Origin of the sequence: Paenarthrobacter sp. 2TAF44, assembly GCF_052114885.1 — a bacterium.
Lineage (GTDB): Bacteria > Actinomycetota > Actinomycetes > Actinomycetales > Micrococcaceae > Arthrobacter.
The window spans coordinates 17,416-41,129 of sequence record NZ_JBFRFP010000026.1 but is presented as its reverse complement, the minus strand read 5'-3'; the positions used below and the strand labels follow the sequence as shown (position 1 = coordinate 41,129).

General features: G+C 62.5%; 22 protein-coding genes and 2 tRNA genes. 6 read left to right on the top strand and 18 right to left on the bottom strand.

What is annotated here, in order from left to right; all coding sequences use genetic code 11:
• Positions 1-205 precede the first annotated feature (205 nt).
• Positions 206-1,348 carry a winged helix DNA-binding domain-containing protein gene (locus tag AB4Z15_RS20680; protein ID WP_442018757.1) on the bottom strand — a complete coding sequence of 381 codons (1,143 nt, stop codon included), beginning with the start codon at positions 1,346-1,348 and terminating at the stop codon, positions 206-208.
• Between the two features lie 86 nt (positions 1,349-1,434).
• Here AB4Z15_RS20680 and AB4Z15_RS20675 point away from each other — a divergent pair, with 86 nt between their 5' ends.
• Positions 1,435-1,914, top strand: coding sequence for a hypothetical protein (locus AB4Z15_RS20675; protein WP_442018756.1), 480 nt, complete (start codon positions 1,435-1,437; stop codon positions 1,912-1,914).
• A gap of 24 nt (positions 1,915-1,938) precedes the next feature.
• Here AB4Z15_RS20675 and AB4Z15_RS20670 read toward each other — a convergent pair whose 3' ends face one another.
• The 6 genes from AB4Z15_RS20670 to AB4Z15_RS20645 form a co-directional block, all read right to left on the bottom strand.
• The gene (locus AB4Z15_RS20670) at positions 1,939-3,006 is read right to left on the bottom strand and encodes a UDP-N-acetylmuramate dehydrogenase (protein WP_442018755.1); all 1,068 of its coding nucleotides are present in this window, start codon (positions 3,004-3,006) and stop codon (positions 1,939-1,941) included.
• Between the two features lie 37 nt (positions 3,007-3,043).
• A complete protein-coding gene (locus AB4Z15_RS20665) occupies positions 3,044-3,481 on the bottom strand; it encodes a MaoC family dehydratase (RefSeq protein WP_442018754.1) in 438 nt (145 codons plus the stop codon).
• A gap of 2 nt (positions 3,482-3,483) precedes the next feature.
• Positions 3,484-3,945 carry an FAS1-like dehydratase domain-containing protein gene (locus AB4Z15_RS20660; protein ID WP_442018753.1) on the bottom strand — a complete coding sequence of 154 codons (462 nt, stop codon included), beginning with the start codon at positions 3,943-3,945 and terminating at the stop codon, positions 3,484-3,486.
• A gap of 43 nt (positions 3,946-3,988) precedes the next feature.
• A complete protein-coding gene (locus tag AB4Z15_RS20655) occupies positions 3,989-4,213 on the bottom strand; it encodes a DUF3188 domain-containing protein (RefSeq protein WP_216925047.1) in 225 nt (74 codons plus the stop codon).
• Between the two features lie 85 nt (positions 4,214-4,298).
• Positions 4,299-5,219 (bottom strand): DUF2797 domain-containing protein, encoded by a 921-nt coding sequence (locus AB4Z15_RS20650; RefSeq protein ID WP_442018752.1) that lies wholly within the window; start codon positions 5,217-5,219, stop codon positions 4,299-4,301.
• Positions 5,220-5,221: 2 nt separating this feature from the next.
• Positions 5,222-6,085, bottom strand: coding sequence for an HpcH/HpaI aldolase/citrate lyase family protein (locus AB4Z15_RS20645; protein ID WP_442004024.1), 864 nt, complete (start codon positions 6,083-6,085; stop codon positions 5,222-5,224).
• A gap of 369 nt (positions 6,086-6,454) precedes the next feature.
• Here AB4Z15_RS20645 and AB4Z15_RS20640 point away from each other — a divergent pair, with 369 nt between their 5' ends.
• From AB4Z15_RS20640 to AB4Z15_RS20625, 4 genes are read left to right on the top strand one after another with little or no spacing between them, the layout of a single operon-like run.
• The gene (locus tag AB4Z15_RS20640; RefSeq protein WP_442018751.1) at positions 6,455-7,483 is read left to right on the top strand and encodes an ABC transporter substrate-binding protein; all 1,029 of its coding nucleotides are present in this window, start codon (positions 6,455-6,457) and stop codon (positions 7,481-7,483) included.
• 2 nt (positions 7,484-7,485) lie between these two features.
• Complete coding sequence (locus AB4Z15_RS20635) at positions 7,486-8,394, top strand: ABC transporter ATP-binding protein (RefSeq protein ID WP_442018750.1); 909 nt, start codon at positions 7,486-7,488, stop codon at positions 8,392-8,394.
• Positions 8,394-9,353 carry an ABC transporter permease gene (locus AB4Z15_RS20630; RefSeq protein WP_442018749.1) on the top strand — a complete coding sequence of 320 codons (960 nt, stop codon included), beginning with the start codon at positions 8,394-8,396 and terminating at the stop codon, positions 9,351-9,353. The genes AB4Z15_RS20635 and AB4Z15_RS20630 overlap by 1 nt, the downstream gene beginning before the upstream one ends.
• 52 nt (positions 9,354-9,405) lie before the next feature.
• Positions 9,406-10,344: a TauD/TfdA dioxygenase family protein gene (locus AB4Z15_RS20625; RefSeq protein WP_442018748.1), complete on the top strand. Its 939-nt coding sequence runs from the start codon at positions 9,406-9,408 to the stop codon at positions 10,342-10,344.
• An 85-nt stretch (positions 10,345-10,429) separates the two neighbouring features.
• Here the strand turns inward: AB4Z15_RS20625 and AB4Z15_RS20620 are convergent, their stop codons facing one another.
• From AB4Z15_RS20620 to AB4Z15_RS20605, 4 genes are all read right to left on the bottom strand, one after another.
• Positions 10,430-12,184, bottom strand: coding sequence for a glycoside hydrolase family 13 protein (locus AB4Z15_RS20620; protein WP_442018747.1), 1,755 nt, complete (start codon positions 12,182-12,184; stop codon positions 10,430-10,432).
• A 76-nt stretch (positions 12,185-12,260) separates the two neighbouring features.
• Positions 12,261-13,172, bottom strand: a complete 912-nt coding sequence (locus tag AB4Z15_RS20615; protein ID WP_442018746.1) for a carbohydrate ABC transporter permease — start codon at positions 13,170-13,172, stop codon at positions 12,261-12,263.
• A complete protein-coding gene (locus AB4Z15_RS20610; RefSeq protein ID WP_442018745.1) occupies positions 13,172-14,116 on the bottom strand; it encodes a carbohydrate ABC transporter permease in 945 nt (314 codons plus the stop codon). Before AB4Z15_RS20610 ends, AB4Z15_RS20615 begins: the two co-directional genes overlap by 1 nt.
• 24 nt (positions 14,117-14,140) lie before the next feature.
• Complete coding sequence (locus AB4Z15_RS20605; RefSeq protein ID WP_442018744.1) at positions 14,141-15,415, bottom strand: extracellular solute-binding protein; 1,275 nt, start codon at positions 15,413-15,415, stop codon at positions 14,141-14,143.
• A gap of 229 nt (positions 15,416-15,644) precedes the next feature.
• Between AB4Z15_RS20605 and AB4Z15_RS20600 the strand changes: the two genes are divergently transcribed.
• On the top strand, positions 15,645-16,868 hold the full coding sequence (locus tag AB4Z15_RS20600) for an ROK family protein (RefSeq protein WP_442018743.1): 1,224 nt from the start codon (positions 15,645-15,647) through the stop codon (positions 16,866-16,868).
• A 36-nt stretch (positions 16,869-16,904) separates the two neighbouring features.
• Here AB4Z15_RS20600 and AB4Z15_RS20595 read toward each other — a convergent pair whose 3' ends face one another.
• The 7 genes from AB4Z15_RS20595 to AB4Z15_RS20565 all read right to left on the bottom strand — a co-directional run bounded on the left by AB4Z15_RS20595 (position 16,905) and on the right by AB4Z15_RS20565 (position 23,691).
• A complete protein-coding gene (locus AB4Z15_RS20595) occupies positions 16,905-18,476 on the bottom strand; it encodes a Na+/H+ antiporter (protein ID WP_442018742.1) in 1,572 nt (523 codons plus the stop codon).
• A 97-nt stretch (positions 18,477-18,573) separates the two neighbouring features.
• On the bottom strand, positions 18,574-19,230 hold the full coding sequence (locus AB4Z15_RS20590; protein ID WP_442018741.1) for an NAD(P)-binding oxidoreductase: 657 nt from the start codon (positions 19,228-19,230) through the stop codon (positions 18,574-18,576).
• An 85-nt stretch (positions 19,231-19,315) separates the two neighbouring features.
• Positions 19,316-19,389: transfer RNA gene (locus tag AB4Z15_RS20585), tRNA-Met, on the bottom strand.
• A 61-nt stretch (positions 19,390-19,450) separates the two neighbouring features.
• A tRNA-Thr gene (locus AB4Z15_RS20580) sits at positions 19,451-19,522 on the bottom strand.
• Positions 19,523-19,640: 118 nt separating this feature from the next.
• Positions 19,641-20,132 carry a LysM peptidoglycan-binding domain-containing protein gene (locus tag AB4Z15_RS20575; protein WP_431116006.1) on the bottom strand — a complete coding sequence of 164 codons (492 nt, stop codon included), beginning with the start codon at positions 20,130-20,132 and terminating at the stop codon, positions 19,641-19,643.
• A 278-nt stretch (positions 20,133-20,410) separates the two neighbouring features.
• Positions 20,411-22,582 (bottom strand): DEAD/DEAH box helicase, encoded by a 2,172-nt coding sequence (locus AB4Z15_RS20570; RefSeq protein ID WP_431116007.1) that lies wholly within the window; start codon positions 22,580-22,582, stop codon positions 20,411-20,413.
• A gap of 452 nt (positions 22,583-23,034) precedes the next feature.
• Positions 23,035-23,691 (bottom strand): MOSC domain-containing protein, encoded by a 657-nt coding sequence (locus tag AB4Z15_RS20565; RefSeq protein ID WP_442018740.1) that lies wholly within the window; start codon positions 23,689-23,691, stop codon positions 23,035-23,037.
• Between the last annotated feature and the right edge of the window lie 23 nt (positions 23,692-23,714).

Below are 23,714 nucleotides of genomic sequence, written 5' to 3'. Positions count from 1 at the left end.
TCCGCTGCTGCCCAGCAACGGAACAGCGGGTTTTCTACGTTCTACCCGTGAGGACGCGGTTGCCAAGGCCGCCGGCAACAAGTTCTGGAGTCGAGGCCGCGGGGTTTCCGGCCAGTGTGCAGTGATCAGGGCATCGAGTTTTCGCAGTTGCATGGGACCCATCGTGGCCACCAAGTTCGCGAGCGGGCTGGGACAAGGCCGGGCCTCAGCCCTCCATGAACTTCAGGTAAGCCCGCCCCTGCGCTTGGAACGAACGTTCCGCGGCCGGGCCCAGTTCGCCTTCGAAGGGCTCAGGAACCACACTGATAGCCTTGCCGTTGCCGGTCCTGGCCCACGTGCCCACCACTTCTCCCCCGGCCACGATGATTCGTTTGAACACTCCGTTCTTGCCCGGCACCACCAATTCAGCATGCTCGGGCGCGAGGACGAGGCTCCGGTCCTGGTAACCGAGCAGGAACTCATCGAAGCCAGGAAGAGCCAGCAACGCCCGCGAGCCGGGGACGCCGTCGTCGAGCAGTGCTGCTGTTTCAGGCGAAAGCCAAAAGGTGCTACCGCCGAACGGCAGCTCCACCAACCGGTCCTGAACCGAGGCGAGGGCCTTGCGTGCTTCCGTGAGCGGCACTTGGCTCCACCAGGCAAAGTCCTTCACCGTGGCAGGTCCGTGGCTCCGGACGTAACGCAAGAGGAGCTCCTCGATGCCTTCCTCGCGATCAAGGTCCCTGGAATCCTTGATCCACTCGTCAAAGGGCACAAACAACTGTTGGACGCCCACCTTGCCGCGTGAACCTGCCATGGGACCCTGGACCAGCCACGCACGCTGGCACAGGCTCCCGAGCAAATGGATGCCACGCTGCGCCTTCGTCATCTGGCCGGCTTCCTCGAAGGCGTCAAAGAGCTGCTCGCGCGTGGCGCCGCGTCCGCCGTCGGCCGTCTTGAGGGACTCCAAAGTCTTGAGTGCGATATCCCGGCAATGGCTGATGTCCTCGGCGGTAATGCCAAGCTCCCGATGCCGCCCTGCCACCAAGTTCATGAGTCGCGGACTGGTGATTCGCAGGATCCAGCGAAGGTCCTCCGGTGCCAGAAGGTGCAGTGTTCCCCGCATTGGCCATGATCGGACGATGGTTCCGGCGTCAAGGGCTGCCCGGACGTCTGAAGCGGCAGATCCCGGAACTCGCTGCCCCACTGCCCATAACGCGGATCCGAGGTCCTGCGCCTGCATGGCTGTCATCCAGCGGACCGCTTCCGGCACCGAGGCAAAACCTCCATTGAGAAGTCCTTGGCTGGCGAGCCGCAGTCGGCCCATGACTCGTGGAGTGATCGCGGGGGGACGCGGATGGGGTGCAGGCATGCTCCATCCTAAAAGGGCCATCCCGTTACAGGGAACCTTGCAACACCTCCCAGCAGCCTTCCAGCACAGTTTCCTAGGATGGGTGCATGCTCTTTGGTGATCTTGCTCCGCTTGTGCGGCCGCTCAGCAGATGGTTGGCGGCGGCTGGCTGGTGCTGCACCGTCGTCGGGCTTGGAACGGGACTCGTTGTGGCCGTTGGCACCGGAGTCAGCCTCACGCCTGCCATGCAAGTCATCCAGATGGCGGGTCTGGTGGCGACTGCCACTGCCGCCCTGCTCATCGGTACCGCAGCGGCCATCCAACCTGTTGCCGATCCCGGGGACGACGCCCCGGAACCCTGGTTCTACCCTGCGGCCGCAGCACAAGTACGCAGCTTCCTGCTGGGTGCCATCGTGATGCTCCTGGGACTGGTGGGCTTCGCTATGGCAGGACTCTTCATGCCGAGCGGCCCTTCACCCCAAAGCATCGCCTTCAGCCAGATCTTCTTGCTGGGATCGGTGAGTTGCGGGCTGACCTTCCTGCTGCTCAACAAAATCCTGCCCATCGCGGCACGAGGCACACGCTAGCCTGCCACGACACGCCAAGCGGCGCTAAAGGGAAACGCCAATCAGCAACGGTTCGGGGTGCAGCTCAATGCCGAAGCGATTCACGACGCCGGCACGCACCTCGCGCGCGATAGCCACCATATCCGACGCCGAGGCCGAGCCACGGTTGGTGATGGCCAAGGTGTGCTTGGTGGACAAGGATGCCCTGCCACCGGAAACGCTGGTTTCATCGAGCCCGAATCCCTTACCGAATCCCGCGTGATCGATGAGCCAGGCAGCAGAAAGCTTTACCAATCCGTCCTCGCCGACCGGGTACTTCGGCGCGTTCTCCGGCAACGCTGCGGCACGTTCGGCCGGAATGATCGGGTTGGTGAAGAACGAGCCCGTGGAGTAAGTGTCGCGGTCTGCGGCGTCAAGGACCATGCCTTTGGACGCGCGGAGCCGGAGGACTTCCCGGCGGACATCGTTGGAGTAGGCACGTTTGCCCGCCTCCACGCCCAGCACGGGGGCGAGCTCACCGTACCTGATGGGGGCGCTCATTCGTCCCAGCGGCAATTGGAACTCAACAGTCAGCACCACGTAGCGCGGAGAACCTTCCACCGTGGTCTGCTTCAGGATGGAATCCCGGTAGCCAAACTTGAGTTCTGAATTCGTGAACGTCTGAACTGTATTGCGTTGCCGGTCCCAGGTCCGCACGGCGGCGATGGTTTGCGAGACGTCCGCACCATACGCGCCCACGTTCTGCACCGGCGTGGCACCTGTGGCCCCCGGGATGCCGGACAGAGCCTCAAGGCCGGACCAAGCATGCAGGACCGAGTGCTCCACCAGTGCATCCCAATTATGGCCGGCCTGAACCACCACGGACACGCCGCCGCAACTGTCTTCCGAGTCCACAGTGAAGCCCTCGGACGCAATCTTCAGGACGGTGCCGGGGTAGCCCTCGTCCGAGATCAGGAGGTTGGAACCGCCACCAATGATGAGGAGTTTCTCCCCCGCAGCGTCAGCGGACCGCACGGCGTCGATAATTTCAACCTCGGTGCGGGCCTCTACATAGTTTCCTGCGGGGCCGCCGACGGCAGCCGTGGTCAGGTGGGAAAGCAGTGTCTGGGTCACCCATCAAGCCTAACGGGGATTGAACTGCTCACTTGGTTCAAGAGACCTTCACAACTGCTTGGGACTTCATCAGGACCTTCTGCCCGGCGGCTACAACGGTGAGGTCGATGCGCGCGGTGCCGGCCTCGGCGTCGAGCGCTCCCACTACACCCGTGACATCGATAACGGCACCGGCCTCGTCCGTTCCGGTGGTGTCAGTGACCAGGACCGGCTTGGTGAAGCGCGTCTGGTAATCAACGACGGCGGCGGGGTCCCCTGCCCAGTCGCTCACAAGCTGCACTGCCGAGCCCATGGTGAACATGCCGTGGGCAATCACGCCGGGCAGCTCAACAGAGGTCGCAAAAGCTTCGTTCCAGTGGATGGGGTTGAAGTCCCCCGAAGCGCCTGCGTACCTGACCAGGTCCTGACGGGTGACCTCAATACTGCGGGTGCCGATTTCCTGGCCGACCGTCAGTTCTTCAAATTTCGGGCTCATGGTTACTGTCCCTCTCCGCGGACCAGGATGGACGAGGTGGTAGTGGCTACTTTTTCACGGGCATCGTTGCCGTCGAGGGCGAAAATCTCCGAGCGGGTTGTGATCATGGCACCGCCACCCATGGCCCGTACTCCATCAACATGCAGTTCAGCCACGAGGCGGTCCCCGGCCACAATGGCGCGGTGATGGGTAAAGCGCTGGTCCGCGTGGACGACGCGGGAGAAGTCGATGCCGGACTCGGGGTCCTCCACAAGCTGGGCGTCGGCGCGCTGGGCAACAATGATGGCAAACGTCGGCGGCGCTACAAGATCGCTGTGGCCCATGGCCCGTGCTGTCTCAACATCGAAGTGCGCAGGATTGCTGGCCTTCACGGCCTTCGCAAATTCGCGGATCTTCTCACGGCCGACGTCGTAAACCTCTGCGGCAGGGTAGCTTCGGCCCTGCAGGTCCGGATTGATACTCATGGTCCAACCCTATCGGGCCAGCGGACCCCAGGTGGTGTTGCGACTACTTCTTGTAGCTCTTGCGGATCTTCTGGCCGCGGACTACGAGTCCTGTGACGTGGAGCAGCAGCCCGACGCCGATCACGGGCAGTGATGCAATGGCCAATCCCTGGTTGCCGGTCGTGTTGCCGGCAATGGAAAGGATGAGCCCGACGGCGATGAGCCCCATGGCGCTGAAAACCAGCGTTTTGTAGGCGGTGGACGAGGTGGCCCAGAATTCGTTCAGCACCGTCCAAGTCTACCGGTGCGCGTTGCGGGGCCCGCTCTGCGCCCCAAAACCCACAAATAGCCCGCACACCAGGCCCCACAAGGAGTTAGAACAACGAATCCTGCAGGGCAGGGATTTCCGTGACGTGGGGGCCGAACTCGATCTTTCGTCCCTTCAACGCGCCCAGGTCCGCCACGAAACTCCCCTGCACCTCGTTGCCCTCGGCGTCCGGGAGACCGGCCAAGGCGATGGCACCGGAAAGTGAGTGGATCCGCAAACCATGCCCGCCGCCGTCGAACGCTGCCGGGTAGGGGTGGCGCGAAGAACCGGCGGCACGAGCGGTGCAGAGCCGGTCAGCCAAAGCCGGCCGCTGCCACTCTTCCTCCACAAGGGCGAACCCGGTCATGGCCAGCCCGCTTAGCAAGCCGCGCACCTGTGCGGCATGGCGGCGATTGGTGGCAACAAGCTCGACGCCGGGACGCGGCTCAACGAGCGACGCCGCCTTGGCAGCGGAACGGACCTGCTGGACGAGCCCAAGCTCGCGGGTCACTAGATCCTCGAGCACACGAACAACCCGACCGTCCTCGGCAAGGGCAACATAGGAAGCGTGCACGGCACCCTGCTCGGCCAGCCGGTTCCACTTGCGGGGTGCCGAGGCAGTCCCGACCTTGGTGGCCCCGTTGGCGAACGTTGCAACGTACAGCCAGTGTGGCTGCATCAGGTAAGCGCGGAGGCCGGTGGGAACTGAGCCGCCTCGGTGGAAGTCATGCATGAGCCGGGAATCGTCCTTGGCGAAGCAGGCCCCGCATTGCTTCCCACGCTCGGCTGGGGAACCGCTGCGGCAAGGAACATGGGTTCGGTTGCCTGGCCCGTGGACTTTGGTATGGCCAAGGCACCACACTCCGGGCATGACGCGAAGGCCCAGGGTTGAACCCGGGGCCAACGCAACGTCACTGAACTCCCCGTCCGGCCGCAGCAACCTCAACGCCGGTGAAGAAGAGTCCCAAGCTATGCCGTGGACCAGCATGGCTACAGGGAGGGCTGAACCCCGAAGGCAACTGCGAGCTTCATGATCTTCTCGGCACGGCCAAGACGCGGAAGGTCGGAACCATCGCGGATAACCCGACCATTGGCTTCGAAGTCGCTCATGAAGTCGGTTGCCCAGGCAACGTCCGACGGGGTGGGGCTGATGACCTCGTTGATCACGGTGGTCTGGTCGATGGCCAGGCACAGCTTGCCGGTCATGCCCATGGTGACGGTGATGCCGGTCTGCTCGCGCAGAATGGGGTGGTTCGTGCCGACTGTGGGCCCATCAATGGGGCCCGGCAGGTTGCCCACGCGGCTGGCAACGACGAGCTTGGCACGCGGGTAGGCCATGGCCTCGGGGGTAGCGGCCATGCCGGTGTCGCGGCGGAAATCGCCGGAGCCGAAGGCCAGGCGGAAGGCACCCTGGGCGCGGGCAATGTGGTTGGCTTCCTCGATGCCGAGGGCCGACTCAACCAGTGCGATCACGGGTGTCTTGCCGTCCATGCGGTGGTAGGACTCGGTGACCTGGTCCGCGGACTCGGTCTTGGCGAGCATCACGCCGAGCAGGCCCGGGGTGCCGCGAAGGCCAGCGAGGTCATCGGCCCAGAAGGGACTGGTGGCGTCGTTGATGCGAACCCAGGCCTGACCGCCGGACCTCAGCCAGTTCACGACATTCTCGCGGGCAGCATCCTTCTGGGAGGGATCAACGGCGTCTTCAATGTCCAGGATGATGGCGTCTGCCCGTGAGACCGCGGATTCGTCGAAGAGTTCCGTCTTCATGGCGTTCACAAGGAGCCATGAGCGGGCGATATCGGCGGGAATATTGCGGGTAGGCCGAATGGATTCGGCGGCGATGCTAGACGTCATGTATCTACCGTATCCGGCAAGCGGCCCGCAGGGCGAAGAAATCCGCCCGGTTGTGAGGATCAATACGAACTAAAGCCCTTATGACTGTGCCCGCGCCCAGTATGACCGTCCGACGGCGGCACGCGCCATTCGCTTCTTCATGCAGCTCAATGCTGCGACTTTGTGTCCGTCGGTTGCATTTCATGGCTTCGCGTTGCGCCCGGTTGCCCGCTGTTTCACAGCATTTCCCGCCGTTTCCCGCCGTTTCCCGCCGTTTCCCACCATGACCGCGGAGCTTTCCACCGGCGGTGCAGATGGGCTTACATCGTTCCCAAGCCGCTGAACGTACGGCTCCCCCAACCGAACCACACTCACTCGAAAGTAGCTCCCATGAAACTGCACCTGCCCCTGCTGAGCGTCGCGGCCGCCGTCGTACTAGCGCTGACGGTGTCCGGCTGCGGCGGTGCAGCCGAAGCCGGACAAGCGAACCAACCCGGCAACGAGGTCAAGGAACTCCGCTACCAAGGCTCCGCCAACAATGTGACCTTCCCCGAGCTTGCTGCAGACCTCGGCTATCTGGGCGACCTGAAGCTGAACTGGGTGGGCAACACCACCAGCGGGCCCCAGGACATCCAGTCCGCGGCGACCAACCAGACGGACTTCGGCGGCGCATTCTCCGGAGCGGTGGTGAAGCTGATCGAAGCGGGCGCCCCCGTGAAGGCCGTGGTCAACTACTACGGCTCGGACCAGAAGACCTTCAACGGCTACTACGTGAAGGCGGACAGCTCCATCAAGGGACCCCGCGACCTGATCGGCAAGAAGATCGCGGTCAACACCCTGGGCGCACACCACGAAGCGGTCATCAATACGTACCTGACGCAGAACGGTCTCAGCCAGGACGAGATCAAGCAGGTCCAGCTCGTCCCCTTGGCTCCGAACGATACCGAGGAAGCCATCCGCCGCGGCCAAGTGGACGCCGGCACCCTTGGCGGAGTGCTGCAGGACAGGGCCATTGAGGCTGGCGGACTGCGTTCGCTGTTCAGTGATGTGCAGTTGTTCGGCAACTTTGCGGGCGGCCAGGTCGTGCTCCGGAACGACTTCATCGAAAAGAACCCGAACACCACCCGCACTTTCACCACAGGTGTCGCCAAAGCCATCAAATGGGCAGCAGAAACACCCCGCGACGAAGTCATTGCCCGCTTCACCAAGATCATCGAAAACCGCGGACGCAATGAGAGCACAGCCAACCTGAAGTTCTGGAAGAGCCCTGGTGTTCCGGACAGCGGTGTGATCAAGGACGAGGACTTCACCCGCTGGGAGGCGTGGCTGAACTCTGCCGGGATCGTGAAGGACAAGCTCACGCCGTCCAAGTATTACACCAATGAATTCAACGATCTCGCCGGCGCCAAGAAAGGATAGCCATGACAGCCAAAATCAGCCTCCGCAATGTCACCAAACAATTCACCGTCCGGGCTACCAAGTCCACTGCTGCCACGACGCTCACAGCCATAGATTCGCTGAGCCTGGACGTGCGCGACGGCGAGTTCCTCACCTTGGTAGGGCCCAGCGGCTCCGGTAAGACCACGCTGCTGGACTTGCTCGCGGGTCTCTCGACGCCCACGTCCGGGGAGGTGCTCGTTGACGGCAAACCTGTGACGGGTCCCGGCAAGGACCGCGCTGTGGTGTTCCAGCAGTACGCCCTGTTCCCTTGGCGGACAGCATCGGCCAACGTGTCCATCGGCCTGGAAGGAGCAGGGCCGGACGGCAGGAAATTGAACCGCCGGGAACGGGCAGCCAAGGCCAAGGAGTATCTGGCATTGGTCGGGCTGGCTGGGTTCGAGGACCGCTATCCTCATGAGCTCTCCGGCGGCATGAAGCAACGTGTTGCCATTGCCCGGAGCCTGGCTTACGAGCCCGACGTCCTTCTGATGGACGAGCCTTTCGCGGCATTGGACGCCCAAACCCGCGAACAGTTGCAGGACGAACTGCTGCGCATCTGGAAGGCCACCGGCAAGACGATCGTGTTCATCACGCACGGCATTGACGAGGCCGTTTACCTCGGCGAGCGCGTAGCTGTGCTGAGCGCGCGGCCGGGCCGGCTGAAGGAAATTGTGGACATCAACATCCCCGATCGCGACGGCGAGGACGACATCCGCTCCCACCCGGCCTTCGTCGAGCACCGGCATGAGGTATGGACGCTCCTCCACGATGAGGTCCGCCGCGCACAGGACGCCGGGCACAGGAAGATCCTCCCGGACGGCAGCGCACCTGATGAACCGTCAACCGTCACTAAAGAGGGAACCGTCACCAATGAAAGGACTGCGGCCTGATGAGCACCACATTGACGCAGACAGAATCCGCGGCGGCAGCGCGCAAGGCAAGCGTCACGAGCGAGCCGGGTAACGCCGTCGGGCCTTCCGGTACTGATGCCGCAAACGGCCAGGACGCCGCTGCCCGGGAAGACACGGCGCAACGTTCGACGCCGGTCCTCACCACCGTGCGCAGGGTTACGGCAGCAGCCGGTTCAGGCGTGTGGAAGTCTGCAGGCATCCTGGCCTTCCTGGCACTGTGGGAACTCGGGCCGACGTATCTGGCCAGCCCGTCCACCAGGGTCTTCCTGCCACCGTTGCACGAAGTGCTGCTGGCATGGGGCAAGCTCTTTGAAGCAGGCACCATCCAAGGCCACATCGCGGCCAGCCTCACCAGGTCCGTCACCGGTTTCGGCGCGGCGCTCGTTGCAGGCGTGTTGCTGGGACTCTTGATCGCTTGGTACGGACGGCTCAACGCAGTCCTCAACCCCTTGCTGGAGCTCTTCCGCAACACGGCCGCACTGGCCCTGCTGCCCGTGTTCACGCTGCTGCTGGGCATCGGCGAGGAATCCAAAATCAGCATCGTGGCTTATGCGGCTTTCTTCCCAGTGCTTCTGAACACGATCGCGGGAGTGAAAACCGTGGATCCGCTGCTCATCCGGGCTGCGCGCTCGCTGGGACTGAACAGTTTCCGGCTCTTCCAGAAGGTCATCCTGCCATCGGCCGTGCCCACGATCTTTACCGGTATCCGGATGGCCGGCACCGCGTCCATCCTGGTGCTGATCGCCGCCGAAATGGTCGGCGCCAAGGCCGGCCTTGGCTACTTGATCGTGAACGCGCAGAGCAGCTTCCTGATCCCTGACATGTATGCGGGCATCCTCACGGTCTCGCTGCTGGGCCTTGGCGTGAACTTCCTGCTGGTCGCCCTGGAACGTCACTTCTCCCGCTGGCGGACGGCAGTGGGCGCGGACGCCCCCTGAAAACCATCCCCGTGGCATCTGCCACAAACCATCACAAAGTAAGGAAAAAACAATGACCGTCATTACCGAAACCAAGCTTGAATTCGCCAAACTAGGCTCCCGCATCGGCGCGGAAATCCGCGGACTCGACATCAGTGGAGACCTCAGCGAGGACACGGTCGCTCAGATCCGGGGTGCGCTCAACGAGCACAAGGCCCTGGTGTTCCGGGAGGCCAATATCCTCACCGACGAAGCCCAGGTGAAGTTCGCCAGCCATTTCGGTCCGCTCACCAAGGCACATCCCACGGTTGCGTCCGTGGAAGGTGAAGAAAACGTCTTGCCGGTGGACAGCGAGAATGGCTCCGCGAACAACTGGCACACGGACGTGACGTTCGTGGTCAATCCGCCGCAGGCCTCCACGTTGCGGAGCATCGACCTGCCTGCCTACGGCGGGGAGACGCTCATCGCTTCCTCCGCTGGCGCCTACCAGGACCTGCCGGAGGAACTGCGCAACTTCGCGGATACCCTGTGGGCCATCCACACCAACGATTACGACTACTCAGTGCCCAAAAACCTTGAGCATTCCAACGCGGAAGAGCGACGCAAGGAATTCACCCGCCTGAAGTTCGAAACCGCCCACCCCGTGGTGCGAGTCCACCCGTTGACCGGCGAGCGCGGATTGTTCATTGGGGGCTTCGCGCAGCGGCTTCGGATCGTGGGCCTGTCCAACACCGAATCCCGGGACATCATCCGGCTGCTGCAGGCTTATGTGACCCGCCCGGAGAACGTGGTCCGCGTGAATTGGGAGCCCAACCAGGTTGTCTTGTTCGACAACCGGATCACCCAGCACTACGCCCCGGACAACTACGACGGGCAGCCGCGCAAGCTCAATCGCGTCACCATTGCCGGCGACATTCCTGTCAGCATCGACGGCAAGGCAAGTCAGTCCATCCAGGGTGATTCCAGCACCTACTCAGTGGTGGCCCCGGTGACCATCGCCACCGTTTCGTAGGGGCGCATATGTGTTGCTGTTGTAACCCATCTGAGTCGCAGTTAAGCACAACTGCGACTCAGATGGGTTTAAGGGATGGTGGCGCTTACGCGTCGCGGACTACCCAGGCGGTGGTGTCGGCCGGGAGCAGCCCGTCTTCCAGCGGTCCGCTGCTCACGACGACGGTACCCGCCGGAAGTGCGAAGGGCTCACTTCCGAAGTTGGTTACCGTTTCCCAACCACCCGGACGGCTGAAGTGCAGGACGTCCTGGTTTCCGGTCTCAACCCATTCGAGTTCCTCGTCGGTCTGAAGTTCCCGGCGCAAGCGCAGCGCTTTGCGGTAAAGCTCCAGCGTTGAGCCTTCACGTCCTTCCTCCTCGGACACCGCGTACTTTGCGAACCATTCCGGCTGCGGCAAGTGTGCCTTGCCTTCTCCGAAGCCAAAGGAGGGTCCTTCCGGGGTCCACGGCAGCGGGACGCGGCAGCCATCGCGGCCGATCTCCACCCCTGGGTTGCGGTAGAAGGACGGGTCCTGGCGCTCGCAGTCCGGGATCTCAGCTACTTCCTGCAGGCCAAGCTCTTCGCCTTGGTAAAGGTAGGCGGAGCCGGGCAGGGCGAGGAGCAGCAACGTGGCGGCGCGGGCACGGCGCAAGCCGAGTTCGACGTCGAGCTCTTGCGCCGGAGCGCCAGCCAGCAGCCAGCCTTTACCGTCTTGGCCCTTTGGCTTGCTGGCCGAGACATCCTGGGCGGCGTTGGTTCCCTGCGCAACTGAACCACCCTTCGGCAGCCCGTAGCGCGTGGCGTGCCGAACGACGTCGTGGTTGGAGAATACCCAGGTGGAGGACGCCCCTGTTTCCTTGGCGGCGATCAGGTTTTCCGTGATGATCTTCCGGAAGGAAGGCGCCTCGAAGTCGGCCTGCAGGAGGTCGAAGTTGAAGGCCTGGCCCAGTCCCTCGGGGCTGGCATAGCGGGCGCGGCGGGATTCATGGACCCAGGCTTCGGCGACGGCGGTGCGCGGCGGGTTATACTCGTTGAAGAGCTTGCGCCACTCGGCGTAGACCTCGTGGACTTCGTCGCGGTCCCAGAACGGGTGCGATCCGTCCACGAAACCATCGGTGCCATGAGCCCGGGCCTCAAGGTCTGCCTTCATCGGCAGCGGCTCGGAGAGATCCTTGGCCATGCCGTGGGCGACGTCGATGCGGAAGCCGTCCACGCCGCGGTCGGACCAGAAGCGCAGGGTCTTCAGGAAGTCCTCGCGCACCTCAGGGTTGTCCCAATTGAAGTCCGGTTGCTCCTTGGCAAAGATGTGCATGTACCACTGGCCGGGAGTGCCGTCAGGTTCAGTGATGCGCTCCCAGATGGGTCCACCGAAGACAGAGTCCCAGTCCGACGGCGGCAACTCGCCATTTTCGCCCCGGCCGTCCCGGAAGATGTAGCGTTCCCGCGCAGCAGAACCCTTCGGCGATGCCAGCGCCTCCTTGAACCACTCGTGGCGGTCCGAAGAGTGGTTGGGCACGATGTCGGCCACCAGCTTGATGCCTGCGGCATGCAGTGCCGCTGCCATCTCATCGAAGTCTTCAAGCGTCCCCAGCTTGGGGTCCACGTTGCGGTAATCGTCGACGTCGTAGCCACCGTCCGCGAGCGCCGACGGGTAGAACGGGCTCAGCCAAACGGCGTCGATCCCCAGTTCCTTCAGGTACGGAACCTTGGCAGTGATGCCCTTGAGGTCACCGATGCCGTCACCGTTGGAGTCGGCGAAGCTGCGCGGGTAGATCTGGTACACAGCTGCCTGGCGCCACCAGTTCGGATCAGCCATTCGCTCTTCGTCGGTACGGTGTGCCTGAGTGGCGGAAGTGCTCACGAAACTCCTTTGATTTAGAATCTAAATTTATGTCCCGGACCAGTATGAAACGCTGGGCTCGGAAGGTCAACATCCACTAGCCCTTAACGGCACCTTGTGTCACGCCCGCCATGACCCACCTCTGCGTGAAGAGGTACGCGACGATCGCGGGCGCCATCGCCATCAGGTAGGAGGCGAAAGACACGTGGTAGTTGTTGCTGAACTGCGTCTGGAACAGGTTTTGCCGCACAGGCAGGGTCTGCAATGCAGGATCGGAAATGATCAGCGACGGCATCATGAAGTCATTCCACGCATAAAGGAAGGCGAAGATCCCCACGGTTGCGCTCATCGGCGCCAACAGCGGGAAAATCAGCTTCCAGAATGTCTGCCATGTTGTAGCGCCATCGATCCGGGCACTCTCTTCCAATTCCATGGGGATGGAACGCAGGAATGCAGTGAAGAGCAGCACGCTGAAGCTCAGTTGGAACATAGTGGCCAGGAGGATGACGCCGAGCGGGTTGTCCAGCCCAAGACGACCGGTGAGCTGGATCTGCGGCAGTGCAACCACGGGGAACGGAATGAACATCGCCCCAAGAAGGTAGAAGAACGAGTACCTGAACAACCGGCGTTTCCAATTGCGCACAATCGCGTAGGAGGCGAATGCAGAAAGGACGATGGTGGCAAGGACAGTCCCTGCGGTCACCAGCAATGACATCGCGGCACCCACGGGAAAGTTCGTCAGGGTCCAGGCCTGGACGAAACCGTCGAGGCTGAAGGGTGCGGGAAATGAGAAGGCATTGCCGTCCACTGCCTGCCCCTGGGTCTTGAAGGCCATGGACACCGTGACATAGAGGGGAAGCAGCACGGTTACCGCGCACAGGACGAGGACCGTGGTTGCCGGCCAGTTGACCCGCTCGAGGGCCGGAGCCGACCGCCGTCGGCTGCTTGGAGCGGCGCCGGGTTCAACGTGGGAGGAGCCCCCGATTGCGAGGGTGGTTTCTGTGGTCATCAGAGTGCATTCCGTCCGCGAGTCAGCGAGAGCTGCAGGAGTGAGATAAGGATGGCGACCACGAAGAAGATGGTTGCATTGGCCATCTGGTAGGCGTAGTCGCCGCCATTGAAGCCCGCGATGACAGTCATCGCGATGCTTCGGGTGGAGGTCCCCGGGCCGCCGTTCGTCAGCCCGACGATGATGTCGTAGGCATTGAGGAAGCCTTTGAACCCGAGAATGATGTTGATGACCACGTAACCGGCCACCAACGGAAGGGTGATCTTCAGCAGCTGCTGGAATTTGCTTGCGCCGTCGATTTCCGCGGCCTCATAGACGTCCCCGGGCACAGCCACAAGGCCCGCAATGTAGATGAGCAGCGCCCCGGGTACGGCCTGCCAGGCTGTGACAAGGACAATCGCAATCCATGCGAGGTCGGGGTTGGCCAGCAGGCTGCTCTCCAGCCACGGGATCCCTGCCGCAGCACCCGCCGCAGGCAGGGAGTTCGAAAACAGGAAGTTGAAAACGTAGGCGATGATGATGCCGGAAACCACCATCGGGATAACGAAGATGGTCCGCAACGCCGACTTCATCCGGATGCGTGAGGTGAGCCCGACGGCCAGGAGAAAGGCGATCACGTTGACGGCGATCACAGTAACGATGGAGAACCCGAAGGTGAACAGATAGCTCTGCAGGATAGCGGGATCACTGAAGATAGCAATGTAGTTTGTCAGGCCGATGAAATCCCAATCACCTATTCCGATGGAGTTCGTGAAGCTGAAGAAGATACCGATGATGCCCGGAATCGTGATGGCGAGTGTGAACAGGATGAGGCTGGGCACGAGGAAAAAGTAGAAGATCGGTTCCACACGCCGCCTGCTGCGCTGCGGAAGGCGACTCTGGCTTTGGCGGCCCATGCTAAGGCTGCCCTGTTTGGACGTGGTTGAGGTGCTGAGGCTGGACATATTTCTGACTTCCTATGTTCTGCACTACTGGCGGAAGGCCAGGCGCGCCCAATCTGCGTCGAGTGTGCGGAGGGTGGATGCAGGGGACGCGCCAAACACGATTGCCTGCGTGTAGTTCATGATCGGGATGGTCCGCGGAACGAGAACCGAGGGGCCTTGGTAAACCTGCGATTTCTCGTAGTACTCCACCATTCCCTCAATCCGGGGGTCCGGGACGTTTGCAGAATCCTTGGTGGGCGTGAAGCCCAACTGTGATTTGTTGTAGGCATCGATCACCTCTGGCCTGTACAGGTACTCGAGGAAGTTACGTGCAGCATCCTTGTGCTTGGACGCCTCGGGAATCCAGGCCGCGAGGTCCACATTGACGCGAACGCGCAGATCCTTGGGATCTTCGGTCATCGGGAGGGGAAAGGTTCCGAGCTTGAGGTCCGGGGCGGTCTTGGCGATCTCGCTGAATGCCCACGGGCCCTGCAGATACATGGCCGCCTTGCCCTGCGAGAAAGCAAGATTACCGTCGCCATAGGCCCGGCTTGCAGCATCCTTGTTGACGTAGCTCTTTGCGAGCGTCAGCATCTTCTCGACCGGCTGGTTGAAGTCTTTTTGAAATGACACCGAGGACGCCGGCCCCACCTCCGTGCCTTCGGCAGCCAGCTTCTTGAAGAAGTCAATGGTGTCCACCTGCCCACCTACGGAGTAGTCAAACCACCCTTGAGCGATCGTCCAGTCGTCCTTCCACGTGGCATAGAACGGCGTTACCCCAGCGGCTTTCAGCGCTTCACACGCCGCGACCATCTCGCTCCACGTCTTCGGCACGGCGATGTTGTGCGCAGCGAAGATCTCCTTGTTGTAGATCACCGAGGACGCCATGACCGAGTACGGCAGGGCACTGGTCCGGTCCGGATACGAGCCGTACTGATCCATCAGCGGTTGGAGGTCCTCGCGGACGCGGGAGGCGGCTTGCGTACCGGACAAGTCGCTCAACGCTCCGCGCTGGACAAAGCGGGACGTCTCCATGTTGTAGTTTGCAAGCGCGATGTCCGGTGGATTGCCACGGACAAAGCTGGCGGACACGACGTCGACACCCGAGGTGTCCAGTACTACCTCGGTTTTGTTCTGGGAAGCGTTGTAGTCGGCAACCAGCTTGGTCATGAAGCCGATGGCCTCCCGCTTGCTGAAGGTGAAGCGGATGGTCTCTTTGCCCGGCTCCCCGGTACAGCCCGAGAGAAGGCCGGCGAGCAGAGCCAGACCCAGGCCCATCGCTGCCATGCGTTTCTTGCGCGTAGCTTTCACAGACTCCATAGTCCTTTCGTCTTGCGGACCCCCAGTGGCCGCTATGCCTTGGGGGAGGTGGTCGCGTTCAACCTCCGACTTTAGATAGGAGGTAAATTTATGACCTATCGCTAGTATTTAGTGAGGAGCGCCACACGGTCAAGCTTTTGAGGAAATGCGTCGCCATCTAAATTTATGTACTAAATTTAGAGAGACCGCCCTATCACTCTGGTAGGCGGCTGGAAACTGGGAGCATCGCATGCTGATCGGGACTGCGCCGTCAACACAGCTGGTTCGTAGGGTCAATGCCGGCGCGATGCTCAAGGCCATGCGGGGTGCCGGCGTCGTAACAGGCACCGAACTCATGGCTTCTACCGGACTCTCCCGCGCCACCGTCATTTCCATCTGCGACGAACTCGTCCGGCTCGGCTGGCTCCAGGAGCTGGAAAACCAGCGAGGGGCCGGAGACTACATCAAGGGCAGGCCGGCGCGCCGCTTTATCTTCGACGACAGCGCGGCCAGCGTGCTTGGGATCGACATCGGCGCCAACAAGATCACGGCCATAGTGGCTGACATGGCGGGAACACCTCTGTCGCAAGTCACGATGCCCTTCCGTACATACATCGTGCCTGCCAATGAGCGCGCGGATGTGCTGGACCGGATCGCCGCCGATGTCCTGAAAAAGGCCGGCGTATCTGCAGACTCGGTTCTTGCTGTGTCTGTGGGAGTGGCTGCGCCCGTAAGCCGCGACGGCGAGGTCCTCACCGTCCAGGAATTCTGGAAATCCTTCGATGTCCGCCAGATTGTTTCAGAGCGGCATGGCTGGCAGGTACTCCTGGAAAATGACGCCAACCTCGCAACCCTCGCGGAACGGTGGCAAGGCACCGCGCAGGGAGTCGACAACCTCGTGGTCATGCTCGCCGGCGACCGTCTGGGTTCCGGCATCCTGGAATCCGGCCGTTTGCTCCACGGGCAGCTTGGTGGCTTTGGGGAACTCGGATATCTGGATACGGTGGACGGCGTGGGCGACACCTACGGCATCGCCCACTACGCTGTGTTGTGGGGGCGGGAAGCCCTTTCTGGCAGCGAGACCACCAAGCTGCGGGAACTTTGCGAGGATGATCCTGCAGCGCTCACAGCGGAGATGGTTTTCAAGGCAGCCGCGGAAGGCGACCACGCCGCCCGTCACGCCCTGGACCGCGTGGCGCACCGCATGGCGCGGGTCATCGGCTCGATCAGTACCTTGGTCAACCCTGAGCTGCTAGTTATTGCCGGAGCCGTGGCAGCCTCTGCCCACGCCTTGATCCCAGCCATTGAGAAGCAGCTGCCGGACTTCACGTTCACTCCCCCGCGCCTGGCAACCTCCACTCTGGGCGACGGCATTGTGTCCCTCGGCGCGATCCGCCACGCCCTGGACTACGTCGAGGAACACGCGCTGGACCTCTCCCCCTCGTCATTGCCGAAGCGCGCGGACGCTTCCTGATCTTGTTCAGCGCCGGCTGGAACCCGGGGCTACGCGCTATTCCGGCATTGACATGGTGCGCAGGTCCAGCTGCCTCAGAACACGATCTGCCACTTCCGGATCAGTCCCAGGCTCGTTGCGCGCCTCCACCACTTCCTGGCGGGCGGCATCCAGCGCGATCGTCTGCACGGCAATGGCAAGCTCACGCCCTCGCTTGCGTTTCTCCGCCGCCGATTCGTTGCGCAACGTCCCATCCAGCAGCTCTGCGTGGAGCCGGCGCATCTTTTCCTTGACCAGTGCCACTTTGTCCGCTGGGAGTTCCTTCATGAGCTCGTGGTCCTTCAGCGCCGAAACCGCCGCCGACTGCGCACGTTTAGCCAGAACACGTGCCGCGTCCTTTTCATGGGAACCGTCCTCCGTGGCTTTGAGGACCCGCATCAGCCACGGAAGTGTCAGGCCGGGCAGTACCAAAGTGGCCAGGAGCACGGCGCAGGCGATGACCAGGATTTCGTGCCGTGCGGGGAAGTCACTGCCATCAGGCAAGGTCACTGGGAGGGCCAAAGCGAGAGCCAGTGTGGCCAGCCCACGCATTCCGCACCATGTCAGGATGAGTACTTCCTTGGGCGAGGTTGGCTGCAGGAGATTCCGCCGCTGGTGGGCGGTTAGCGCAAGCAGCCCGAGCCATAGGTAGCGAACTACGAACACCAAGATACAAATCACCACAGCAACGCCGATCATCCCGAAAATCGCCGTCCCCTCGTCACGGATGACGTGACGGATCTCCAAGCCCACCAGGCCGAAGGCCAGTCCGGTCGCCAGCAGCTCCACCACATCCCAGAAGGCTGTCCGGGTGATGCGCTCAGCAGCGTCCTGCGGCCGTGCGTGGCGTTGCAGTTCCAGGGCGGTCACGACGACGGCGACCACACCTGAAGCGTGGAGCTCTTCCGCCAGGATGTAGGCAGCGAACGGAACCACAAGCGTGACCGCACTGCGTGCCACCATGGACGTCACCAGCTTGGTGATGAACTTGGTCAGCCAGCCCATTGCGATGCCGATGACCACTGCCAACGCCGCACCCACCACGAACTGCCATATGAGGTTAGGCCCCACCTCGCTACCGGAGACCGTGGCGGCAACCGCTGCCTGGAAGATCACAATGGCGGCGGCGTCATTGAAAAGGCCCTCGCTCTGCAGAACGGTAATGAGCCGCCTCGGCATGTGAACGCGGCCAGCCACGGACTCGACTGCGACGGGATCCGGCGGCGCAACCATGGCTCCCAAGGCAATAGCTGCCGGAATCCCGATGCCAGGAATCATGAGCCACGCAGCACCAGCCACCACCGCGGTGGAAACCACCACCAACGCGACAGCCATGAGGAGCAGAGTCCGCCACCGGACGCGGAAAACGGCCCAGGAACTCTTCTGCGCAGTGGCAAAGAGCAACGGTGGGAGGAAGATTGGCAGGATCAACTCCGGCGAAATCTCAAACTCAGGAAAGCCCGGAATGAAAGTGAGCGCAACAGCCAAGAGCAGCATCAGCACCGGATAGGGAAGCCGAAGCCTGTCCCCCAAGCCCACGGCCAGCACCGTCGCAAGCAGCAATCCGATAATGAGTGCCAGCTGATCCATGTTCCCGCTTCCCCAGAAGTTGTACGAGCTTCCCGCAGGCCTGGCCCACGGAAGCTACCTACCAACCTATCCCGGGGTCCACGGATCCCTTGCCACGTCAGTCCGCAGTCAGAGCATCCACCACGTCGACTGTTCCATCCTTGAAAGTGATGGTCCGGTGGATAGTGTCGGGAAGTTCCAGGACGGCAGCGGCCACCAGGGCAACGTTCGCACGGGAGATCGCGGTGCCGTTGCCAGGGTTTGCCGGGTTGACCTCGATCAACCCGGACGCCGGCTCCTCCGTCAAGGTTCCTGGTGCCAGCACCGTCCACTCCAGGCCGCTACTGCGCAGGTAGTCATCAGCCGCCGCTTTGGACTCCGCGTAAGGGTAGAAAGGGTGGTCCCGGGGAATGCCGTGGTCCTTTGCACTGCCTATGTAGGACACCATCACGTAACGCTTGACGCCGGCTTCCTTGGCTGCGTCCATGGATCGGATGGCGGCGTCCCGGTCCACGGCATACGTCCTGGCCGGGTTGCCCCCACCGGCCCCTGCCGACCAGACCACGGCGTCGTGGCCCTCTAGCGCCTGGGCGAGTTCCGCCGTCGTCGAGTTTTCCACGTCCAGCACCTGCGCAGTGGCTCCCGTTTCCGTGACTTCCGCCACATGATCGGGATTTCGAATGAACGACGTGACATCGTGACCTTCGCCACTAAGAATCCGGGATAAATGAAGGGCCACTTTGCCGTGGCCGCCAATGATTGCGATTCGGCTCATGCACCCATTCTGTCCCACATGGGAAGGTGGCGCGGGCGGGGAAATGAAAAGACCCCGCAGATGATACCTGCGGGGTCTTGCTCTGTAGCGGTGGGGAGGCTCGATCTCCCGACCTCACGATTATGAGTCGTGCGCTCTAACCAACTGAGCTACACCGCCACGAATGAGAAAAACCTGTGTCAAGCCGGTCAAAACCGCCTTGACACAGGCCCTCATTCAGAGCCCCCCACCGGAATCGATCCGGTGACCTCGTTCTTACCAAGAACGCGCTCTACCACTGAGCTAGGGGGGCAACGAGTAAATACTCTACCGGACGTTTTCAGAAGCTACAAATCGGCGAAAATCCGGGGAAAAACGGCGCCGACACAATTTGCGCAGACGCCATTTTCCTGATCCAGATACCGCCCAGATCAGGGCAGTCGAAGCACCTGCCCGGGGTAGATGAGATCCGGGTTGGGCACCGTGTCAGCATTGGTTGCGATCAGGGCTCCGAGATCCACCCCGAACTGCGCAGCAATGCCGCTCATGGTGTCGCCGGGCTCCACCACAACCTCCGTGACGCGCGGGGCGACTGGACCAGGCTGTCCTGCCTCCGCAGCGGCCTCAGAGGCTGCCTGTTGGGCCATTGGCTGGACCTCCGGCGCTTCTGGCTCCAAGCCTGCCTGCTCGGCGATCTGAGCGCCTGCAGCGTTGGCTGCCGCCTGCTGCTCGGCCGCCTGGGCTGCAGCAGCTTCTGCGGCGGCCTTGTTCGAAGCAGAAGCATCGACGGCGGCAGCATCCTCCGCCGCCTGCGTTACGGCTGACTGATCGGCAGGAGCCTTGTCCAGCGGATCCACGGGGGCGCTCGGATGATCCTTCTCACCAAGGCCCAGGTTCTTCTTCAAATTGTCGAGCAATCCCATGGGGAACCCTCCTGCATTCAGCGTGCGACCATCAGGCTCTTCGCAGCTACGCGGCTCGTAGCACTTTGATCGTACGGCGGCCCGCAGGTGGCATGGAAGCCGCATGTGGCATGGAACCCGGTCTTGTTCGAAATCCCCGCCGTACAAGGTTTCGGATATGCAACTACCCCGGGAGTTGCCCCGGGCCGCACCACTTACGGCCCTTAAACACGTCAGGGGGCCGGCCCGAAAGCCGACCCCCTGACGGGAACTACTTAGTGTTTACCACCTGGCAGTGTTTACCATTTGCCCTTGCGGTTGAAGTCGCGGTGTCCGCCTTCGCCACCGCTGCGGGGCTTGCGGGCGCCGTCGCCGTGTCCGCCAAAGCGGGAGCCGCTGGACTGGCCACGATCACGATCACCGAAGCTGCCCGCAGTGCGCTCGGAGCGGTCGCTGTACGTGCGGCCACCACGGTCGGCAGAGGAACGCTCGCCACCCTCGGACTTGCGGAAGTCCTTCTTGAACCCACCGCTGCCCTTGAAGTTGCCGCCTCCACGGTTTTCGCGGTCGCCATAGCCACCACGGCCACCGGCGCCACCACCGGAGTAGCTGCCACGGTCGCCGCTGGGCTTGCGTCCGTTATCCAGCTCGAGGTTGATCAGTTCGCCACCAATGCGGGTGCGGGACAGTGCGCGCAGCTGCTCGGGGCTCAGGTCAGCCGGGAGCTCCACCAGGGAGTGGTCCGAGCGGATGTCGATGCCACCGATTTGTGCCGAGGAGATGCCACCTTCGTTGGCAATGGCGCCCACGATGGAGCCCGGCATGACGCGCTGGCGGCGTCCGACGGCGATCCGGTAGGTGGCGTTGCCCTCGGTGAGTGCACGGGTCGGGCCACGGGAGCCGAAGCCGTCCTTGGAGCGTTCGCGCTTCTGGTACTCAGGAGCTGCAGGCAGTTCCTTGACCAGCAGCGGCTGTCCGCCCTGTGCCATGACGGCGAGTGCAGCGGCGATCTCCGAGGCCGGTACGTTGTGCTCTTCCTCATAAGAGGAGATGAGGTCGCGGAATGCTGCAACATCCTCGGACTCAAGGGTCTCGGTGATGCGCTCGGCGAACTTGCCCAGGCGCAGCGTGTTCACGGTCTCGGCCGTGGGCAGGTGCATCTGCTCCACCGGCTGGCGCGTAGCCTTCTCGATGGAACGCAGCAGGTACTTCTCCCGCGGCGTCATGAACAGGATCGCATCACCGGAACGGCCTGCACGGCCGGTGCGACCGATGCGGTGGACGTAGGACTCGGTGTCGTGGGGGATGTCGTAGTTGATGACGTGGCTGATGCGCTCAACGTCAAGACCACGGGCTGCGACGTCGGTAGCAACCAGGATGTCGATGCGGCCTTCCTTCAGCGCGTCAACAGTGCGTTCACGCTGCTGCTGCGGGATGTCGCCATTGATGGCGGCAGCCTGGAAACCGCGGGCCTTCAGCTTGTCAGCGAGGTCCTCGGTTGCCATCTTGGTGCGCACGAAGGCGATAACGCCGTCGAACTCTTCGACCTCGAGGATGCGGGTCAGGGCGTCCAGCTTGTGCGGGCCCATGACCTGAAGGTAACGCTGCTTGGTGTTGGCACCGGTGGTGGTCTTGGACTTCACCGAGATTTCAGCAGGGTTGTTCAGGTACTGCTTGGACATGCGGCGGATCTGGCCCGGCATGGTGGCAGAGAACAACGCAACCTGGCGGGTTTCCGGAGTCTGCTGGAAGATCTGCTCTACGTCATCGGCGAAGCCCATGCGCAGCATCTCGTCAGCTTCGTCCAGCACCAGGTACTGCAGTTCGGAGAGGTCCAGGGAGCCCTTGGCAATGTGGTCGATTACACGGCCGGGGGTACCGACAACAACCTGTGCACCGCGGCGAAGGCCGGCCAGCTGGGGACCGTAAGCGGAACCACCGTAAACAGGGAGCACGGTGAAGTCGTCAATGTGCTTGGCGTAGGAAGTGAACGCTTCAGCAACCTGCAGGGCGAGTTCACGCGTCGGCGCCAGGACCAATGCCTGGGTCTTGCGGGACGGGCCGTTGAGGTCGTGCAGCTCAGCGAGGCGGGACAGGGCAGGAACAGCGAAGGCTGCAGTCTTGCCGGTACCGGTCTGGGCCAGGCCGACGACGTCGCGGCCTTCGAGGAGCAGCGGGATGGTGGCTGCCTGGATGGGGGACGGCTTTTCGTACCCGACATCCTGCAGTGCGGCCAGAACGCGGCCATCGATGCCAAGATCGACGAAGCGGACGCCTTCTTCTTCCTCGTCTTCTGCCTTGGGGGCAGGAGCTTCGGTGAAGGCGGGGGCTGCAGACTCGGGTGCAGCGTTCTCGACGGGGGCAGCGGCGGGGGCCGGTGCTTCTACTACGGTGCCTTCAGCGGCGGTCTCTGCTACGTCAGCAGACTCAGCGGTGGTGGCGTCGAAGTTTTCGTTGAGATTTTCGGTCATAGGGGGAAATTCCTCATCCATAGGGCAGTCGGCGCGGCCCGGTTGGGCTTGGCCGCATTACTCGTCGCGAAGAGCCAGGCAAAGGTGCCCTGCTTTCGCAAGAAGTCCGGCGCTATCGCAATCCCATGGCAGGACTTCCCGCTGCATCTCTTGGCTGCTATCCCAGCAGTCTGTACAGCGTTTTCTTTAGCCGGCTCTCCCTATGAAAATGCCCGCACACATTTGCGGGCCCCAACACTTACCAGTCCTGCCTCAAGAATTGGGCAGGATAAAGGGATTTCCGGAGTGGGGGATATTTCAAGTGTAGGGCACAGAGGGGCATCACCGCGAGTTGAGCCCTGATGAAGACCGGGTGAGCTTGAGCACACCCGGACTCTCCGGCCCCTCCAGGCAGACCCCAAGGCGGCATTCAAGGCAGTTTCAAGGCAGCCCTACAGCCCGTTCAAGAAGGCTTACAACCCGTTACGCCGCAGGACTTTCTCGAACTTCTCGTGGTATTCGTCCTGGAGCCGGACCTCCCCGTCCGCCTCGGCATCGAGCAGGGTTTGCACCATGTCCGGCGTGGGCTCGCTGAACCACTGGCCAACGGTAATGCCGTGCTTCGGTACGAACAGCTGGTGAATGTGGTCTCCCGCGGAGACCGTCCCCGTCTTGATCACACGCAGGTAGGTTCCCACCCGACCGGCCTGGGTGAAGCGCTTCACCCATTGCGGCTCGTCCAGCAAGCGCTGGAAGGTGGCGCACGGGACGCGCGGGGACGTTACTTCCACTTCCACATCCAGCCCGATCTTCCAACGTTCACCAATCACGGCCCCCGTGGTCTCGATTCCGTCCACCCGCAGGTTCTCCCCGAAGGCGCCAGCTGGAAGCTCACGATCCAGTGCGGCCGCCCAGTAATCGGCGTCCGCCTGCGAATAGGCATACAGAGCCTGGTCTTCGCCGCCGTGATCGAACCTGTTGGCTTGGACGTCGCCATGGACGCCGAGCTTGTGGATCTTGATGGGGCCTTCCACAGGACGCTTGTCTATCGCGGTGACGCCAACGCTTCCTTCCGGGTCCGGCAACAACTGGTGGACACGGCAGACAGCGAGGAGGGATGCGGTGTTCATGGACACCAGTTTACGGACGGGGA

Bases quoted from the DNA above. Each gene is read 5' to 3' on its own strand.
- AB4Z15_RS20610 (WP_442018745.1), bottom strand. From the start codon at position 14,116: ATGTCCAGCCTCAGCACCTCAACCACGTCCAAACAGGGCAGCCTTAGC.
- AB4Z15_RS20565 (WP_442018740.1), bottom strand. From the start codon at position 23,691: ATGAACACCGCATCCCTCCTCGCTGTCTGCCGTGTCCACCAGTTGTTG.
- AB4Z15_RS20600 (WP_442018743.1), top strand. From the start codon at position 15,645: ATGCTGATCGGGACTGCGCCGTCAACACAGCTGGTTCGTAGGGTCAAT.
- AB4Z15_RS20660 (WP_442018753.1), bottom strand. From the start codon at position 3,945: ATGAGTATCAATCCGGACCTGCAGGGCCGAAGCTACCCTGCCGCAGAG.
- AB4Z15_RS20605 (WP_442018744.1), bottom strand. From the start codon at position 15,415: ATGGAGTCTGTGAAAGCTACGCGCAAGAAACGCATGGCAGCGATGGGC.
- AB4Z15_RS20590 (WP_442018741.1), bottom strand. From the start codon at position 19,230: ATGAGCCGAATCGCAATCATTGGCGGCCACGGCAAAGTGGCCCTTCAT.
- AB4Z15_RS20680 (WP_442018757.1), bottom strand. From the start codon at position 1,348: ATGCCTGCACCCCATCCGCGTCCCCCCGCGATCACTCCACGAGTCATG.
- AB4Z15_RS20650 (WP_442018752.1), bottom strand. From the start codon at position 5,219: ATGCTGGTCCACGGCATAGCTTGGGACTCTTCTTCACCGGCGTTGAGG.
- AB4Z15_RS20630 (WP_442018749.1), top strand. From the start codon at position 8,394: ATGAGCACCACATTGACGCAGACAGAATCCGCGGCGGCAGCGCGCAAG.
- AB4Z15_RS20570 (WP_431116007.1), bottom strand. From the start codon at position 22,582: ATGACCGAAAATCTCAACGAAAACTTCGACGCCACCACCGCTGAGTCT.
- AB4Z15_RS20625 (WP_442018748.1), top strand. From the start codon at position 9,406: ATGACCGTCATTACCGAAACCAAGCTTGAATTCGCCAAACTAGGCTCC.
- AB4Z15_RS20635 (WP_442018750.1), top strand. From the start codon at position 7,486: ATGACAGCCAAAATCAGCCTCCGCAATGTCACCAAACAATTCACCGTC.
- AB4Z15_RS20675 (WP_442018756.1), top strand. From the start codon at position 1,435: ATGCTCTTTGGTGATCTTGCTCCGCTTGTGCGGCCGCTCAGCAGATGG.
- AB4Z15_RS20615 (WP_442018746.1), bottom strand. From the start codon at position 13,172: ATGACCACAGAAACCACCCTCGCAATCGGGGGCTCCTCCCACGTTGAA.
- AB4Z15_RS20640 (WP_442018751.1), top strand. From the start codon at position 6,455: ATGAAACTGCACCTGCCCCTGCTGAGCGTCGCGGCCGCCGTCGTACTA.
- AB4Z15_RS20595 (WP_442018742.1), bottom strand. From the start codon at position 18,476: ATGGATCAGCTGGCACTCATTATCGGATTGCTGCTTGCGACGGTGCTG.
- AB4Z15_RS20645 (WP_442004024.1), bottom strand. From the start codon at position 6,085: ATGACGTCTAGCATCGCCGCCGAATCCATTCGGCCTACCCGCAATATT.
- AB4Z15_RS20665 (WP_442018754.1), bottom strand. From the start codon at position 3,481: ATGAGCCCGAAATTTGAAGAACTGACGGTCGGCCAGGAAATCGGCACC.
- AB4Z15_RS20575 (WP_431116006.1), bottom strand. From the start codon at position 20,132: ATGGGATTGCTCGACAATTTGAAGAAGAACCTGGGCCTTGGTGAGAAG.